Consider the following 17,955-nt stretch of genomic DNA (forward strand, 5'->3'; position numbering starts at 1 on the left):
CTGATAGAATTGAAAAGTTACATACAAATATATACATCAATAAGCATATATGGATGAAATAAAGATACTTTGGGTAGATGATGAAATTGAACTCCTTAAGCCTCACATTATATTTTTAGAAAAGAAAAATTATATCGTACAAACTTGTATTAGCGGAACAGAGGCGGTAGAGGCTGTTAAAGACACCAATTTTGATATTGTTTTTTTGGATGAAAATATGCCTGGATTATCTGGACTTGAGGCCTTGTCAGAAATCAAAAGTATTCGCCCTTCCCTCCCTGTGGTTATGATAACCAAAAGTGAAGAAGAGGATATTATGGAACAGGCCATCGGTTCAAAAATTGCGGACTACCTTATTAAACCAGTAAATCCGAATCAAATCCTTTTAAGCTTAAAGAAGAATCTGGATCATTCCAGATTAATTTCAGAAAAAACTACCTCTAATTATCAACAAGAGTTTAGAAAAATCGCCATGGATCTGACCATGGTAGATACGCCTGAACAATGGGTGGAACTTTATAGAAAGCTAATTTTCTGGGAAATTGAGTTGGAAAATATAGAAGATAGCGGGATGACCGATATATTGGAATCTCAAAAGGCAGAGGCCAATTCACACTTTGGAAAATATATTGAGAAAAACTATGAAAATTGGTTTAAAGGAAGTTCTGATATGCCACTGATGTCACATACAATTTTTAAGGATTTAGTATCTAAACAAGTCAATAAAAAGACACCTACCTTATTAGTGGTTATTGACAATTTGAGATACGATCAGTGGAAATCCATTGAAGGGATTGTTAATCTCCATTACAAAAAGGAAAAGGAAATCCCTTATTTCAGCATACTTCCTACGGCAACGCAATATGCCCGAAATGCTATATTCTCAGGATTAATGCCCTCTGAAATGGAGCGTCTACACCCAGAGTTATGGAAGAATGAGCACGATGAAGGAGGAAAGAACCTCTATGAAGCTGAGTTTTTAGAAAAGCAAATACGTAGGCTAGGTATGGATATTCAGTGGGAGTATCACAAGATCTCGAATCTTAAGTCTGGAAAGCAGCTTGCACAAAACTTTAAATCCAAAAAAGATAATGATTTAACGGTCATAGTCTACAACTTTGTGGATATGTTATCCCATTCCAAAACAGAAATGGAAGTGGTCAAGGAACTAGCCTCTGATGACAAGGCATACCGCTCTTTGACCCAGAGTTGGTTTAAAAATTCTCCTTTGCTAAATATTATTCAACAAGCACAACAATTAGGTTTCAAACTAATTATAACTACGGATCATGGAACCATAAATGTTAAGAACCCTTCAAAAGTTATTGGGGATAGGGACACCAGCTTAAATTTAAGGTACAAAACTGGAAAAAGCCTTACCTTTAATGAAAAGCAGGCTTATGCAGTTAAAAACCCTAAAGCCATTCATCTCCCCTGTCTTAATATGAGCAGCTCATTTATATTTGCCAAGGACGACATGTTTTTCGCCTATCCAAATAGTTACAATCACTATGTGAGTTATTACAAAAACACCTATCAACATGGTGGGATTTCCCTTGAGGAGATTATTATCCCTTTTATTCTATTGAATCCTAGAAATTAATGAGTGAAATTTTAGAAATTTTAAATTCTTAAAAAGTCGAAAAATACGGATTTCCACAATGAAATATCGTTGAAATACACAAATAGACGATAAAATACATGGAGGTGTTAATCTTTTCTAAAAAAATAACATTCCTTCTTTGGTGTTTAGTTTTTTTTCTATTTTTGAGGGAACCCTCAATTTAAGTAAAAATGGCAAAAGCAATTGATAGAATTTTCTCTATCATCCAATCCTTAGGAATGAGCGCAAGACAATTTGATATGTCTATTGGCGCATCTAATGGTTATACACTTCGTATGAAAAAGAATAATGCTTCCGTAGGTAGTGATATTCTAGAGAGAATTGTCGAGAAGTATCCCTTTGTAAACATTACATGGGTAGTTACCGGAAAGGGTACCATGTTTGGTACTGAAAACACCACCTCTGCAGACAGCAGTGCAAATCACGACAAAAGACTCACATATAAAGAAGTGGAAGCTATTATCGAACAAAAGATCAAAGCTCATCAAGAACGTGAATTGAGCAATTTGATGGATCAGATTAAAAATGAAATTGACACTACAAAAAGAAAAATCAGCGAGTAGACAGATTGCTTCTCAATGTAAAAGTTAAACACCTCATTGGGGTGTTTTTTTATTTATATACTTGATCAATACACCATTTTCTATTTTAGTGGTAATTTTGCATAAAAATTAGTGAAACAAATGGTTCAATACACCTATGGTCTCGAGGACTTGGAAGACATCTCAAATAAAATTATCGAAAATTCAAAAAGCAAGATATTGTGTTTTTATGGTGATATGGGGGTTGGTAAGACTACCCTTATAAAAGAGATCGTAAAGCAATTAGGAAGTAAAGACAGGGTGTCAAGTCCAACCTTTGCACTTGTCAATGAATATGATGCTAATGGAGCTGTGGTATATCATTTTGATTTCTACAGGATAGAACACAGTGATGAAGCCTACCAAATAGGGCTAGAAAACTATTTGTATAGTGGGGCTTGGTGCCTTATTGAGTGGCCTGATAAGATAGCAGAGTTATTACCTGAAAATGTTACTATAATCGATATTAAAGAGCAATTGAGCGGAAAAAGAACCTTAGTACTGCAATAATTAATTACATTGGTGAACTTTACGGAATAACATAATCTGCTGTGTATGAAAAATTTATCAAGATACGGCAAAGGTTTTTATTTTCCGCATCTAATTTTTTGGTAGGTTTGACGTACTAATAACCAATTAAATTATTACTCATGTATACTATCAAAAAGTATTTATTCGCCGCTGCAGCAGTTGCATTATTAGGTGTATCTTTTGTTTCATGTTCTAACGATAGCGTTGCTGATACAGACGCGTTATACAACAACACACAAGGATTTATTGATAAAGGTGATATCGTAGTTCCTCCACATGGATGATTAATAACGAAATAAGCAAAATATATGTAAAATCCTAATGTTTTTACATGCTATCAGATTTGGATATATTCTACAGATTGATTTAATTTGTGGTTATATCCAAATCTGATATATTGTGAACAATATAGGAAATAAGAAAATAAGAATTCTCTCCGTCGGTTCTTTGATGGCAATTCTAATTGCAATTTCTCCATACCTATTTTACCTCTACGAAAGCTTCCCCAATAATAATGTTTGGACTACAAGATTCTTTGACTTCAAAACTGAGTTCTATCCTTCTTTATATGTAGCAGCTTGGACTATTATTAATAAGCTTGTTCCTCTGATGCTACTGACCATTTGGTTTTTTACCTGCAAACATTGGTGGTACCATGTGATTCTTATTCCTATTAGTATGTATATACTTCAGTTATTAAGTTCCATTAATGCAGAAGTTCAATATGTGGATGAATTTGAAATATATTATATAATACCCGTAATGATGATTGTTATCCCAATAGTGTATATCGTTCGACTAAAATTAGTTGATAAATATGTACACGGTATTGATATGGATAAAATTAACAAGGAACTGAAGGCCTATAAAGAAAAAGAAAATAAGCCCTAAAGCATATTATTTCTTTTAGACTTAAAAAGTTTAAATTAACTTTGACCTTTTGAAGTAAACTAGATGTCGTATCCGCATACACCTTTTACGAAACAGGAATTAATCCCCCAGGAAGAAACGCTTGAGCTGTTAAAGCAAAAAGGTGAGTTATTTATTGGGATTCCTAAGGAGGTCTCTTTTCAAGAAAATAGGGTCTGTCTGATTCCTGATGCTGTAAGTGCACTTGTTTCCCATGGACATAGGGTTATTATCGAATCTAATGCTGGGGTTAGTGCTAATTATACCGATAAGGAGTACAGTGAAGCTGGGGCGCAAATTACTAGTGATCGAAAAAAAGTTTTCTCCTGTCCAATTATACTAAAAGTCGAACCGCCTTCTCTAGGGGAATTGGAGCTTATTAATCCACAGTCTATTATAATTTCAGCCTTGCAGATTAAAACTCGGAGCAAGAAATATTTTGAAACACTTGCTCAAAAGAGAATAACAGCCCTAGCTTTTGAATATATAAAAGATGATGATGGAAATTATCCTGCCGTTAGAGCCCTAAGTGAAATTGCTGGAACTGCCTCTGTGCTTATTGCCGCGGAATTAATGACCAATGCCAATAGCGGAAATGGATTGATGTTTGGAAACATTACAGGTGTGCCACCAGTGGATGTGGTTATTATTGGTGCGGGTACAGTAGGAGAATTTGCGGCTCGGTCTGCCATTGGCCTTGGTGCTAACATTAAAGTTTTTGATAATTCTATTACACGACTCAGGTGTATACAAAATAATTTAGGTAGAGCACTTTACACCTCTACCCTACAACCAAAGTATTTACTTAAAGCTTTGAAACGATGTGATGTTTTAATCGGCGCCGTTAGAGGTACTGATAGGGCGCCAATTGTCGTATCACAAACCATGGTTGAAAATATGAAAAATGGAGCGGTCATTATTGATGTCAGTATTGACATGGGTGGATGTATTGAAACCAGTGAGGTTACCTCACACGACAACTCTACTTTTGTAAAGCATGGTGTTATACATTATTGTGTGCCTAATATTCCAGCGCGATATGCTAGAACGGCATCCGTTTCATTGAGTAATATTTTTACACCATATCTTTTAAAAATTGGCGAAGATGGAGGTTTAGAACAGTCTATTCGGTTTGATAGAGGTCTGAGAAACGGGCTTTACTTCTATCACGGTATTCTAACAAGCAAATCCGTTGCACAGTGGTTCGATCTTTCCTATCGTGATATTAATTTATTGATTTTTTAAACTTATGTCTTTATTTAAACGGTTTGGTTTTTACTTATTTGGAGTTTGTTTAGGCCTGATTTTCGTAGCTTATTTTTTTAAAGAAAAAAGAGCTGAATTTTGTTATTTACCCAATTGCAGGACTCTTAAAACTATTAGAACTCAAGACACCTTGAGTTTTAGCCCTTCTGTACAATCCCTTATTGATAATAAGAAAATATTAGAAGAAAATATCGACTCCATACTTACTTATGGGTCGGTGAATTTTACTAAAAGTAAAATTGATAGAAGCGATGTCTCTTCTTTTGAGGTTTGTAATACTTATTACATCGATGGGTATGTTAATAAACAGCCCGTTGAACTTGTGGTTTATAATTGTAAATTTTCTGCTGAAATTCAAAAATTGAATAGAATTGCGAGCCAGTAGGATTAGATGGTATTAGAGAAGGATCATTCCATTGACTACCGTAAAAATACGAAAGCTACCTTAGCTAACGAAATCATCTATTAAAATATAAATATAGTGAATTACCCATCTTTAGGTTTACTATTGATGGGTAATATCATTCTTTATAATTTTCTTCTTTTTCGCTCTTGAGATAAAAGACTTAGCTCTCTTGTTGTTTGACCCGCTACCGAAGTGTTTTCTTCTGCTCTTCTAATAAGGTAAGGCATTACGTCTCGAACTGGTCCAAATGGAAGATACTTTGCTACATTATAGTTGCGGTTTGCAAGATTGTAGCTTATATGATCACTCATTCCGTAGAGTTGGCCGAACCATATTCTTGAGTCGTTGACTGCAAGATTCTTTTCCTTCATGATGTTTAGCGCTAACATGGTGCTTTCCTCATTGTGAGAACCAAGGAACAATTCCAATTCTCCGATGTGATCTAGCATATAACCAACGGCAGTATTGTAATTGTCATCGGTTGCTTTTTTTGACTCGCATATAGGTGTTGGATATCCATTCTCTTCTGCCCTATCATTTTCTTTTTCCATGTAGGCTCCACGTACAAGTTTCATTCCCACAACGAATCCATCTTCTTTTGCTCTTTGATGAAGGCCCTTGAGGTAATCCATGCGGTTCCATCGGTACAATTGTAGAGTATTGAAGACAATAGCCTTATTACGATTGTATTTTTTCATCATCTGCTCAACAATTTCATCGGCAGCATCTTGCATCCAACTCTCTTCCGCATCGATCAATAGCGCAACATCGAGTTCGTAGGCTTTGTTACAAATAGTTTCATAGCGCAAACATACTCGATCCCACTCCTGTTGCTCCTCTTTGTCAAGAGTTTTACCCTCTCCTATTTTGACATATAAGTCAAAACGACCAACGGCTGTAGGTTTAAAAACGGCAAATGGTATGGCCTGTTTCTCCTTAACTAGATCAAGGATTTTAAGAGTACGAGCAACCACAGCATCGAATTCTTCATCATTCTCATTCCCTTCTACAGAATAATCGAGCACTGAAGAAACTCCAGCGGTGTGTATGGCATCAACAGTCTTCATACAGTCGAGTTCACTAACACCACCACAGAAATGATCAAATACAGTCGCCCTTATCAATCCTTCCACAGGAAGATGTGCTTTGATAGCAAAATTGGTCACTGCAGTACCTATTCTTACTAGTGGTTGATGAGCAATCATTTTAAACAAAAAATATGCTCTTTCAAGTTCAGAATCGCTTTTTAATTTGAAAGCTATTTCCGTATTATCAAAAAAGTTTTCCATTTAACAAACCCATTAAATTTTTGCAAATATAGGACGAGAAAATAAAGATATATCTATAAAAATCTTGTTATTTTTGTGCGTGTTATAAAATATAAACCAATTCTTATGTCAGCAACCATTTTCAGTAATGATTCCCGTGTAATTTTTAATGATCAGGCCTATTTAGAACTCAATAATTTGTTAGCAGATCACCGTTATTCTAAGTTATTTCTTTTAGTAGATCAAAATACACACCAACATTGCTTGAGCTCCTTCCTGGGAAAGCTAGACAAAGAGCATGAATTTGAGATTATAGAGATTCCAGCAGGTGAAGCTCATAAGCAGATTGAGACTTGTTCACAAGTATGGGCGGCAATATCAGAACTTGGAGGCGATCGAAAATCTCTTTTGATTAATCTGGGTGGAGGTGTTGTGACTGACTTAGGTGGATTCGTTGCTGCAACCTATATGCGTGGAATTGAATTTATAAATATCCCGACAAGCCTATTAGCCATGGTTGATGCTTCGGTAGGTGGGAAAACTGGTGTGGATTTAGGTCCTTTAAAAAATCAGGTCGGTGTTTTTACAGAACCTTTAATGGTACTAGTGGATGTAGAATACCTTAAAACATTGCCTCCAAATGAATTACGAAGTGGTTTAGCTGAGATGCTTAAACACGGTTTAATTTGTGACAAAAACTACTGGGAACAACTCAGTGAGATGGATAAACTTGATCCTTCAGCACTTCAAGATTTAATTTACCGATCCGTTGAGATTAAAAACCAAGTAATTAAACAGGACCCTAAAGAAAGTGGCTTAAGGAAGATTTTAAACTTTGGACACACTTTAGGTCATGCCATTGAATCTTATTTCCTAGAACAGCCGGATAAAACAACCCTGCTTCATGGCGAGGCTATCGCTATTGGTATGATCATGGAATCATATTTGTCGGTTCACTTAACAGGATTATCCCAAGAAAAATTAGAGCAAATAAAAGACGTTTTCTCGAACTACTACCCTAGCCAAGAAATAAGTTCTGAAGAACTCGAAAGCATTATTGAACTAATGCGATTTGACAAGAAAAACAACAACGGTAAGGTGAATTTTGCACTTTTAAAAGACATCGCAAAACCAATCTGGGACATTAATGCAGACAACGAATTGATTCACAGGGCTTTAGAATACTATAAAAAATAATATTTTTAGTTGTGATTTTAAAAAAAATAATGATTTTTGTCTAGGTATAAATTTCATTGTACTTTTAAATGTATTTTTCAATCTGGCAGTTGATAAAGTAAACTGTCATATCGTATTAATGAATGTTTTTTTAAATTCCGCGTATATAGCGTCCAGGAAGTCTTCGCTATATGTATCTCAAGGTTTGAGGTCTCGGTTCTTAAATGTTACTTCCACTGATCTAATCAATAAGACCATGGCTATTTGGGTCATGTACTCCCCTGCCTATTTGCGTATTTAATAAACGGTAATAATTAACTAAAAAATCGAATTCTAAAAAATTTTCATTTTTAATTAATATTACACATCGCGTTATGAAAACCAAATATATCGATCTGATCGATCAATCATTTTATTTTCCTCAAGAGGAATTTACTTTAGCAGAGGATAAATTACAATTCCACGGCATCGACTTAATGGATTTGGTGAAAACCTACGGTGCACCTTTGAAATTTACTTACTTGCCGCAGATATCTAATAATATTAATCGAGCTAAATATTGGTTTCAAGAGTCCATTAAAAGGCATAACTACAAAGGGGATTACCATTACTGCTACTGCACTAAGAGCTCACACTTTAGCCATGTTCTAAACGAGGCCTTGAAAAACGATATTCACATTGAGACCTCTTCGGCCTTTGATATTGATATTGTTAAAAACCTGATAAAATCAGGAAAGCTTAGCAAGGATAATTATGTCCTTTGCAACGGTTTTAAAAGGGATAAATACATCGAGAACATCGCTGAACTTATTAATGGTTCCCATAAGAAATGCATTCCCATTATTGATAATTATGAGGAGTTAAACCTATTGACCGAAGCGATCGATGGTCCATTTAATGTCGGAATACGAATTGCCTCAGAAGAAGAACCTAAATTTGAATTTTACACCAGTAGATTAGGTATTGGTTATAAAAATATCGTTCCTTTTTACAATAGAGAAATTAAGGGTCAGGAAAACGTTAATTTGAAAATGCTTCACTTTTTCATCAATACCGGAATCCGCGATACCTCATACTATTGGAACGAGCTCTTAAAATGTTTAAAAGTTTACATCCAATTAAAGAAGGTTTGTCCTACGCTGGATTCACTTAATATTGGCGGTGGGTTCCCTATTAAGAATTCTCTTGCCTTTGAATATGATTACCAATATATGGTCGATGAGATTATCCACCAAATTCAAAGAGCCTGTGAGGAGGCTGGAGTTGATGTCCCAAATATCTTTACAGAATTTGGAAGTTTTACTGTTGGAGAAAGTGGTGGCGCCATTTATCAGGTGTTATATCAAAAGCAACAAAACGATAGAGAGAAATGGAATATGATAGATTCCTCATTTATTACCACTCTTCCTGATAGTTGGGCGATTAGTAAAAAATTTATCATGTTGCCTATTAATCGTTGGTATGAAGACTATGAAAGAGTATTACTTGGAGGACTAACATGTGATAGTGATGATTATTACAATTCAGAACAAAACCTAAACGCTATCTATCTGCCTAAATATATTAAGGATAATCCATTATACATAGGTTTTTTCAACACTGGGGCCTATCAAGAAAGTGTTGGAGGCTTTGGCGGGCTACAACACTGTCTAATCCCTTCGCCAAAACACATATTAATTGACAGAGATGACCATGGAAATGTGGTGACAAAACTTTTTTCCGAACAACAAACAGCAAATGACTTTTTAAAAATACTAGGTTACGATGAACAAAACTAATTATGCTGGTATACCAGATAAATACGCCCGGTTAGAAGATGCTAAAGTCGTCCTTATCCCGGTACCATACGATGGAACAAGCACCTGGCAAAAAGGTGCAGATAAAGGACCTGAGGCATTTTTGCAGGCTTCAGAAAACATGGAACTTTTCGATATTGAAACACGAAGTGAACCCTATAAAAAAGGCGTTTACCTTGCTCCTGCCGTTTTAGAGAATAACAGCCCAGAGAAAATGGTTGAGGCGGTGTATAAAACCACTAAGAACTATATTAACCAAGATAAGTTCGTTACTCTTTTTGGTGGTGAACATTCTATTTCAATCGGTTCTATTAAAGCTTTTACAGAGCTCTTTGAGGACTTAACGGTGCTTCAACTTGATGCACATGCAGATCTTAGAGAAGAGTACAACGGAAGTAAGTGCAACCACGCATGTGCGGTTTACCAAGCAAGTTTAACGACCAAATTGATTCAGGTAGGGATTCGCAGTATGGATATCTCAGAATTGGACAATATGGTTGAAGAGCAAACCTATTTTGCTGAACAAATTATTCAGGATGAGGATTGGATGTCGGACTCCATTGATCAAATGACTGAAAATGTCTTTATCACTATTGATCTTGATGCCTTCGACCCATCTATTCTACCATCCACTGGCACCCCAGAACCAGGTGGACTGTTGTGGTTTGAGACTTTGGAATACCTTAAAAAGGTATTTAAAAAGAAAAACGTTGTAGGATTTGACATTGTTGAACTATGTCCAAATCCAACTGAGAAGTCATCTGACTTTTTAGCTGCAAAGTTGTATTATAAAATGTTAGCATATAAATTTAAATATTCGAATTCCAAAAACATAAGCCATGAGTAGGACAAAGGGTGAAATCAGTAATTTTATAGAGAAATATTATTTACATTTTAATGCGGCTTCCTTAGTTGATGCTGCCAAGGCATATGAAGAGCAACTTGATAATGGTGCCAAAATGATGGTAACTTTAGCTGGTGCGATGAGTACTGCTGAACTCGGTAAAATATTTGCAGAAATGATCCGTCGCGATAAAGTGCAAATTATTTCATGTACAGGTGCAAACCTTGAGGAAGATATAATGAATCTTGTGGCCCATTCTCATTATAAAAGAGTTCCGAATTACAGGGATCTTACCCCACAAGAAGAATGGGATTTAATGGAAGGTGGGCTTAATCGTGTAACCGATACATGTATCCCAGAGGAAGAGGCCTTTAGAAGACTTCAAAAGCACATTTATAAAATATGGAAGGATGCAGATGATAAAGGAGAGCGTTATTTGCCTCATGAGTATATGTACAAATTGCTACTCTCTGGAGTTTTAGAGCAGTATTATGAAATTGATATCAAAGACTCTTGGATGTATGCAGCGGCCGAGAAGAACCTTCCAATCATAGTTCCAGGATGGGAAGATAGTACGATGGGAAATATCTTTGCCTCGTATGTTGTTAAAGGAGAACTCAAGGCCCAAACTATGAAAAGCGGAATAGAATACATGACTTTTCTAACGGATTGGTATACTAAAAATTCCTCTCAAGGTGTTGGCTTTTTCCAAATTGGAGGAGGAATTGCAGGTGACTTTCCAATATGTGTGGTACCGATGCTTTATCAAGATCTTGAAAGAACAGATACTCCATTTTGGAGTTATTTCTGTCAAATATCAGATTCTACCACTAGTTACGGTTCATATTCAGGTGCAGTACCAAATGAAAAAATAACTTGGGGAAAACTAGATATCAACACTCCGAAGTTCATTATAGAATCTGATGCAACCATTGTGGCGCCCTTAATTTTTGCATATCTGCTGGATATGTAATTTTAGAAATAAAATAAAAAATATTATTAACTTTCGTTTACATTTACAGCTGTAAACTTAGATTCTTTATCAACTATGAGACGTGTAATTGTTGATTTTAAAAAACTGACAAATGAGATTCTCTCTATGTTAGTAGAAAAGTATCCCGATGGTTATGGGGATGATGACATCATTAGATTCAAAAACGCTAATAACGAGTCTGTTGAAGCGGTAGAGGTGCGAACAGATGATACCATTTACCTAGTTAAAGTTAGTACGCGTTTAGCAAATACTATGGAGAAGTTTGAAGACGAAGATGAGGAAGATTTCGTTTCTGAAGAAATGAGTGATAATCTAGATATTCCTGGGGACGATGAGGACCAGGATGATGAGGAGTAAACAGTAAAAATCTTACGCCTGGAAATTAATTCAGGCGTAAGTATATACTTTGACTGTCGTTTTTAAAGATATCTGTTTTTTAAAATATCCAAATGGTGCTTCTGGTGCCCTAAAATGAAAAATCCTAATGCACCTACACTAGCATACTGACCTATTAAAATACCACGGTTTAATAATTCTTCATTTGAAAAACTCTCAAAGAGTTTCACACTACTATTACGAACACTTTCATATTGCTCCAGAAGGCTAGACTTAGAATTGAGCGATCGTTTTGCATTTTGAGCAAAAAGTTCATGATCATATCCTAGTAATTCGGATTCTGGATTTCTGGCAAAGTGGAATGCCCGGTACTGAAAGACACGTTCAGTATCCGTTAAGTGTTGGACAACCTCGGCTATACTCCATTTTCCTTGCTGATAGGAATAATTATATCGTTGTTCTTCTATGGTTTGCATATAGATTAAGAAACTGTCTTTGGATTGGTTTAAACCCTCTATTAAATTAACTGATCCCAGTGGGACAATATATTTGTTAAAATAGTCAGGGTAATCCTTTTGTTGTAAATCTGTAGAATACATCGGCTGGTTTTATGTATTTGCAAATTAAGTATTTTGTTGTGGAAGTCTAATATTTTTTAGCTAATATTGTAAACACCACAACCCAAAACTATAAGTGTTGGAATATAGGTTCAGCCTAGACCAATTAAATCAATGATTACGCATGAATCAAACTTCTAAGTTGAAGCTTTTACAACATATTCTCATTCTATTTTTCTTGCTTACCAGCTCGGTAGTGCGTGCTCAAGACTTCAATCAAATTAAAGCAGAGCTTATTGCGAAAACCCACACAATAAACATTCAACAAGAATTAGTATATACCAATAAAAGTTTAGATACACTAAATGAAATCTGGTTGTACGATTGGAATAACGCTTACGTTGACAAAACGACTCCCCTTGCAAAGCGTTTTGCGGAGGAGTTCAATAAGAGTATCCACTTAGCCAGGCCACAGCAAAGGGGATATACAGAAATTATTAGTCTGACGGATCCTAATTATGGGTTTTTGAAATGGAAACGATTAGATGTTCAAGATATTATAAAGGTCCAGCTAAACTACCCAATATATCCTGGCAAATCCTACCGTTTAAAATTGTCCTATAAAGTAAAATTACCTAGTGCAGAATTTACGGGTTATGGATACAATGATTTTAATGATTATAGACTGCGGTACTGGTACATCGTCCCTGGAATATACGACGGAAAGTGGTTGCCTTATAGCAATAAAAACCTCAATGATTTAAATCAATTAGTCAAGGAGATTTCTATTGAAATGACCCTTCCAGCCTCTTATGATGTTATCAGTGAACTTGATGAGGTCTCTTCCATTACATCGGAAGATAAAAAGACTTTGTATTTAAAAGGACAAAATCGAGGACAGATAAACCTAAACATCACCAAATCTCATGGATTTAAAACCGTTCGAACAAACGATATTGATCTTGTTACCAATCTGCAAAGTAAGGACACCCTGGAGGTTAATCAATTCCTTTCAGCCCAGCGGATCTTTTCCTTCTTAGAAGATAGACTAGGGACTTACCCTCATCAAAAAATTATGGTAAGTGAACAAGAATACCAACGAAGTCCGAATTATGGAATCAATCAGTTGCCATCCTTTTTAAGGCCTTTTCCTGATAGTTTTCAATACGATTTGAAACTTCTTAAAATTGCCACACAAACCTATTTAGACAATACGTTGTTTATTGATGATCGAAAGGAACATTGGGTGAAAGAGGGAATTCAAATTTACCTTATGATGGCCTATATTGATGAGTATTACGACAATATGAAGCTTTTAGGTAAATTATCTAAAATTTGGGGAATACGTAGCTATCATTTTGCACAGATGGATTTTAATGATCAGTATCCCCTACTCTATATGCTCACGGCAAGGAATTACACCGACCAACCACTTAGCACTCCAAGAGATTCGCTAATCAAATTCAACGAACGTATCGCTAACCGTTATAAGTCAGGAGTTGGTCTGGCATATCTGAATAGTTATTTAGGAGATCATTATATTGATCGAAAGGTAAAGGAGTTTTACAATAAGTATGCACAAAAAAATTGCGCTGCATCCGATTTTAAATCCATTCTGATGGATGATGCGACAAAGGACATCAATTGGTATTTTGATTCCTATGTGGGAACAGAGGATAAAATTGATTTTAAAATCACCAATTTCCACAGAACAGAGGACTCGGTTTATGTCAATATAAAAAATAAAAGAGGTACAAAGGCGCCTATCACACTCTTTGGAATGGATAGAAAGGATTCCATCTTATTTAAAACTTGGTATAGCGGAATTGATGACAGTAAAAGGGTACGTGTACCTAGAGAAAACCTAAAGCGTTTAGTGTTAAACTATGACCGTGTAATACCAGAGATTAATGAGCGTGATAATTGGAAGTCAATAAATGGATTTTTATCCACGGATCGCAAATTAAAATTCCAATTCTTTAAAGATTTTGAAGATCCTTATTACAACCAGATTTTTTACGTACCTGTGTTTAGCTTTAATATCTATGATGGTATAACAACAGGACTTCGATTTTACAACAAAACATTTCTGGCCAAACCTTTTATATACGATCTTAAACCTTCCTACGCTTTTGGAGAAAGTGCTCTTGTAGGATCTGGAACCTTTCAATATAGAGATTATGTGGAGCACGGCAATATGTATCAAATTGATTATTATCTCTACGGCTCGTCTTTTCACTATGCCCACGGGTTACGGTATAGTACCATAACACCTTCGATTACCTTTAAATTTAGAAATGATGACCTGAGATCAAATGAGCGCGAACTTCTCAATGTTCGTTTTGTGAATGTGATAAGAGATGAATCACCGACAATCGATTCAGATCCTGATTACAGTGTGTTAAACGCAAGGTATGCGTATGGAAATAACGGGATTATTGATTTTCGCTCTTGGTTTGTTGACTTGCAAGTAGCTAGTGAATTTTCCAAACTTTCCTTTAATTGGGAAATGCGTAAACTATTTCCCAATAACCGTCAGTTAAACCTAAGGTTTTTTGCTGGAAAATTTATTTACAACCAAACCAATTCAGATTTTTTCAGTTTTGCTCTTGATCGCCCTACTGATTATATGTTTGACTATGATTATTTAGGACGCTCTGAGGATACAGGGATATTTAGCCAGCAACTCATTATATCTGAAGGTGGATTTAAATCCAAACTGTCAACTCCTTATGCCAATGATTGGATTGTGACCACTAATGCGAGTATCAATGTATGGAGATGGGTAGAGCTCTATGGAGATATAGGTATGATAAAAAATAAATATCAAGACGCTCACTTTGTGTATGATTCAGGAATTCGGTTAAATCTTGTGACTGACTATTTTGAGCTGTACTTCCCTATTTACTCTAATAATGGTTGGGAAATAGCTCAACCGCAATACGATGAGAAAATTAGATTCATTGTTACCTTAAGTCCTAAAACACTTATTGGGCTTTTTACAAGAAAGTGGTTTTAATTAAAATTAATTTAAAAAGGACATTTTAAATACTATACGGTTATAGTTGTTTTTAAAAAATAATGAAAATTATTCAGTAAATTAGGTGATTGTTAATTATATTTTAAAGAATCATCAATTGATTAAGATATTTATGGTTTATTGTTAAAAATGGCTCATTTTTTTTAATTGCATAACCGATTCTTTTTACCTACTTTTGCGTTGGTAAGATCTAATATTTTATGCAAGCTACATCGTTTACTAAAGAAGATATTTCATTCGAAGATTTTAAAAGCCAAATTCTCAATGACTACAAAGTTGCTCTCATTAGCCGAGAGTGTAGTTTATTAGGAAGGCGTGAGGTTTTAACTGGAAAAGCCAAATTTGGAATATTTGGTGATGGAAAAGAATTACCTCAATTAGCCATGGCAAAAGCTTTTAAAAATGGTGATTTTAGAAGTGGTTACTATCGTGATCAGACTTTTATGATGGCCATCGGTGAGCTGAGTATAAAAAACTTTTTTGCTGGATTGTATGCCCATACTGACATTGAAAAGGAGCCCATGAGTGCTGGTAGGCAAATGGGTGGGCACTTCTTAACTAGAAGTAATAATCCAGATGGCAGTTGGTTGGATTTAACCAAGCAAAAAAACAGTGCCGCTGACATCTCCACAACCGGTGGACAAATGCCTAGATTACTTGGACTTGCACAAGCCTCTAAAATATATAGAGAAGTTAACGACATCGACAGTACAGGCTTTTCAGTAAATGGTAATGAAGTCGCTTGGGGAACTATTGGGAATGCCAGTACAAGTGAAGGAATTTTCTTTGAAACAATTAATGCTGCTGGTGTTATGCAAGTCCCTATGGTAGTTAGCATCTGGGATGATGATTACGGGATTTCTGTACATGCAAAGCATCAAACAACCAAAGAAAATATTGGTGAAATTCTCAAAGGATTCCAGAGAACGGAAACAGAAAATGGTTTCGAAATTATCGTTGTTAATGGGTGGGACTATGTGGAATTAACCAAGGCTTACTCTAAGGCAGAAAGTATCGCTAGAGAACAACACGTTCCCGTAATTATCCATGTGAAAGAACTTACCCAACCTCAAGGACATTCAACCTCTGGTTCTCATGAGCGTTATAAATCAAAAAAGCGCTTGGATTGGGAAAAAGAATATGACTGTAATATCCAGTTCAGATCGTGGATTGTTTCAAATAACTTTGCCACCACTCAAGAATTGGAGATAATTGAAAAACAGGTCAAAAAAGATGTCCGTGATGGGAAAAAAGAAGCGTGGTTAGAGTTTATTACTCCTATCAAAGAACAAAAGAAGATCGTTGTTAAATTGCTAGCTGAGTTAGGCACCTCTAGTAAAAATAAAAACTTCATTGACAAAATCAAAAATGACCTTATTGCTTTAGACGATCCTGCTAAACGTCAGATTTTAGGTTCAGCTCGAAAAGCACTTAGGTATGTTGTTGGTGAGAATTCTAAAGAGAAAACAGCTTTAATCCAGTGGATTGATAGTTTCTATGTCAAAACACAACCAGAATACAGTTCGCACCTTTATAGTGAAACCAAAAATAATGCAGTAAATGTGGCTGCCGTAGCACCGCTCTACGGGGATAACCCAGAGCAAGTAGATGGAAGAATTGTCCTTAGAGATAATTTCGACAAGCTTTTTGCAAACCATAAAAACGCTTTAGTTTTTGGGGAGGATAGCGGAAAGATTGGAGATGTAAATCAAGGTTTAGATGGGCTTCAAGAAAAATATGGCGAACTCCGCATAGCGGACACTGGAATCCGTGAAGCATCTATTGTTGGTCAAGGAATTGGACTTGCTATGAGAGGTTTGCGGCCCATAGCTGAGATTCAATACTTGGATTATATCTTGTATGCACTTTATGTCTTAAGTGATGATTTGTCTACCTTGTTATACCGTACTGTAGGTAAACAAAAAGCTCCTGTTATTATTCGAACGCGTGGACATCGTTTAGAAGGAATATGGCATGCCGGATCGCCAATGGGAGGGTTAATTCACTTATTAAGAGGAATGTATATTCTGGCGCCTAGAAACATGACTAAAGCAGCTGGATTCTACAATACCTTGATGGAGAGTGATGAACCTGCACTTATTATTGAAAGCCTTAATGGGTATCGCCTAAAAGAACCACTTCCAGAAAACATAGGAGAATTCAGGGAGCCTATTGGCGTTGTTGAAACCCTTAAAACAGGAAGTGATATTACAATCGTATCTTACGGATCGACTATTAGAATTGTAGAACAAGTTGCAAAAGAACTACAAGAAGTTGATATCGATGTTGAACTCATCGATGCTCAGAGCTTACTTCCTTTTGATATTGATCATCATACGTTAGAGAGTTTGAAGAAAACCAATCGTCTGTTAATTGTAGATGAAGATGTACCAGGTGGATGTTCAGCTTATTTACTTCAAGAAATAGTTGAAAATCAAGGTGGTTACAAATACCTGGACAGCGCTCCACAAACGCTAACCTCTAAAGCTCATAGAACAGCCTATGCGAGTGATGGAGATTATTTCTCTAAACCAAATGCTGAAGATATATTTGAAAAAGTATATGCTATTATGCATGAGTCAAATCCAAGTAAGTATCCAACATTACGTTAGATATCCTTTAAAACC

Annotated in this window: 16 protein-coding genes; 14 read left to right on the plus strand and 2 right to left on the minus strand. The window is 35.8% G+C overall.

Annotation, left to right across the window (positions count from 1 at the left end):
* Window positions 1–49: 49 nt before the first annotated feature.
* From porX to I215_RS03775, 7 genes are all read left to right on the plus strand, one after another.
* On the plus strand, window positions 50–1,603 hold the full coding sequence (gene porX / locus I215_RS03750; protein ID WP_008990623.1) for a T9SS response regulator signal transducer PorX: 1,554 nt from the start codon (window positions 50–52) through the stop codon (window positions 1,601–1,603).
* A gap of 191 nt (window positions 1,604–1,794) precedes the next feature.
* On the plus strand, window positions 1,795–2,187 hold the full coding sequence (locus tag I215_RS03755; RefSeq protein ID WP_008990624.1) for a hypothetical protein: 393 nt from the start codon (window positions 1,795–1,797) through the stop codon (window positions 2,185–2,187).
* Between the two features lie 120 nt (window positions 2,188–2,307).
* The gene (tsaE, locus tag I215_RS03760; protein WP_008990625.1) at window positions 2,308–2,715 is read left to right on the plus strand and encodes a tRNA (adenosine(37)-N6)-threonylcarbamoyltransferase complex ATPase subunit type 1 TsaE; all 408 of its coding nucleotides are present in this window, start codon (window positions 2,308–2,310) and stop codon (window positions 2,713–2,715) included.
* A 140-nt stretch (window positions 2,716–2,855) separates the two neighbouring features.
* Window positions 2,856–3,020: a hypothetical protein gene (locus I215_RS16345; RefSeq protein ID WP_193362583.1), complete on the plus strand. Its 165-nt coding sequence runs from the start codon at window positions 2,856–2,858 to the stop codon at window positions 3,018–3,020.
* 115 nt (window positions 3,021–3,135) lie between these two features.
* On the plus strand, window positions 3,136–3,627 hold the full coding sequence (locus I215_RS03765; RefSeq protein WP_040459805.1) for a hypothetical protein: 492 nt from the start codon (window positions 3,136–3,138) through the stop codon (window positions 3,625–3,627).
* A 63-nt stretch (window positions 3,628–3,690) separates the two neighbouring features.
* The gene (locus I215_RS03770) at window positions 3,691–4,890 is read left to right on the plus strand and encodes an alanine dehydrogenase (protein ID WP_008990627.1); all 1,200 of its coding nucleotides are present in this window, start codon (window positions 3,691–3,693) and stop codon (window positions 4,888–4,890) included.
* A gap of 4 nt (window positions 4,891–4,894) precedes the next feature.
* Entirely contained in the window at window positions 4,895–5,296 is a 402-nt protein-coding gene (locus I215_RS03775; protein ID WP_008990628.1) for a hypothetical protein, read from the plus strand.
* Between the two features lie 143 nt (window positions 5,297–5,439).
* Here I215_RS03775 and I215_RS03780 read toward each other — a convergent pair whose 3' ends face one another.
* A complete protein-coding gene (locus I215_RS03780) occupies window positions 5,440–6,606 on the minus strand; it encodes a proline dehydrogenase family protein (protein ID WP_008990629.1) in 1,167 nt (388 codons plus the stop codon).
* Between the two features lie 105 nt (window positions 6,607–6,711).
* Between I215_RS03780 and aroB the strand changes: the two genes are divergently transcribed.
* The 5 genes from aroB (at window position 6,712) to I215_RS03805 (ending at window position 11,752) form a co-directional block, all read left to right on the plus strand.
* Complete coding sequence (gene aroB / locus I215_RS03785; RefSeq protein ID WP_008990630.1) at window positions 6,712–7,782, plus strand: 3-dehydroquinate synthase; 1,071 nt, start codon at window positions 6,712–6,714, stop codon at window positions 7,780–7,782.
* A 353-nt stretch (window positions 7,783–8,135) separates the two neighbouring features.
* On the plus strand, window positions 8,136–9,539 hold the full coding sequence (locus I215_RS03790; protein WP_008990631.1) for a type III PLP-dependent enzyme domain-containing protein: 1,404 nt from the start codon (window positions 8,136–8,138) through the stop codon (window positions 9,537–9,539).
* On the plus strand, window positions 9,526–10,404 hold the full coding sequence (gene speB, locus I215_RS03795) for an agmatinase (RefSeq protein WP_008990632.1): 879 nt from the start codon (window positions 9,526–9,528) through the stop codon (window positions 10,402–10,404). The genes I215_RS03790 and speB overlap by 14 nt, the downstream gene beginning before the upstream one ends.
* Window positions 10,397–11,374 (plus strand): deoxyhypusine synthase family protein, encoded by a 978-nt coding sequence (locus tag I215_RS03800; protein WP_008990633.1) that lies wholly within the window; start codon window positions 10,397–10,399, stop codon window positions 11,372–11,374. Before speB ends, I215_RS03800 begins: the two co-directional genes overlap by 8 nt.
* A gap of 75 nt (window positions 11,375–11,449) precedes the next feature.
* The gene (locus tag I215_RS03805) at window positions 11,450–11,752 is read left to right on the plus strand and encodes a hypothetical protein (protein WP_008990634.1); all 303 of its coding nucleotides are present in this window, start codon (window positions 11,450–11,452) and stop codon (window positions 11,750–11,752) included.
* A 62-nt stretch (window positions 11,753–11,814) separates the two neighbouring features.
* Here I215_RS03805 and I215_RS03810 read toward each other — a convergent pair whose 3' ends face one another.
* Window positions 11,815–12,330, minus strand: a complete 516-nt coding sequence (locus tag I215_RS03810) for a DinB family protein (protein WP_008990635.1) — start codon at window positions 12,328–12,330, stop codon at window positions 11,815–11,817.
* Window positions 12,331–12,472: 142 nt separating this feature from the next.
* On the opposite strand from I215_RS03810, the gene I215_RS03815 reads away from it, so the two are divergent.
* Together I215_RS03815 and I215_RS03820 are read left to right on the plus strand one after the other, a co-directional pair.
* On the plus strand, window positions 12,473–15,307 hold the full coding sequence (locus tag I215_RS03815) for a gluzincin family metallopeptidase (protein ID WP_008990636.1): 2,835 nt from the start codon (window positions 12,473–12,475) through the stop codon (window positions 15,305–15,307).
* 221 nt (window positions 15,308–15,528) lie between these two features.
* Window positions 15,529–17,940, plus strand: a complete 2,412-nt coding sequence (locus I215_RS03820) for an alpha-ketoacid dehydrogenase subunit alpha/beta (RefSeq protein ID WP_008990637.1) — start codon at window positions 15,529–15,531, stop codon at window positions 17,938–17,940.
* Window positions 17,941–17,955 lie beyond the last annotated feature (15 nt).

Origin of the sequence: Galbibacter marinus, assembly GCF_000300875.1 — a bacterium.
Lineage (GTDB): Bacteria > Bacteroidota > Bacteroidia > Flavobacteriales > Flavobacteriaceae > Galbibacter > Galbibacter marinus.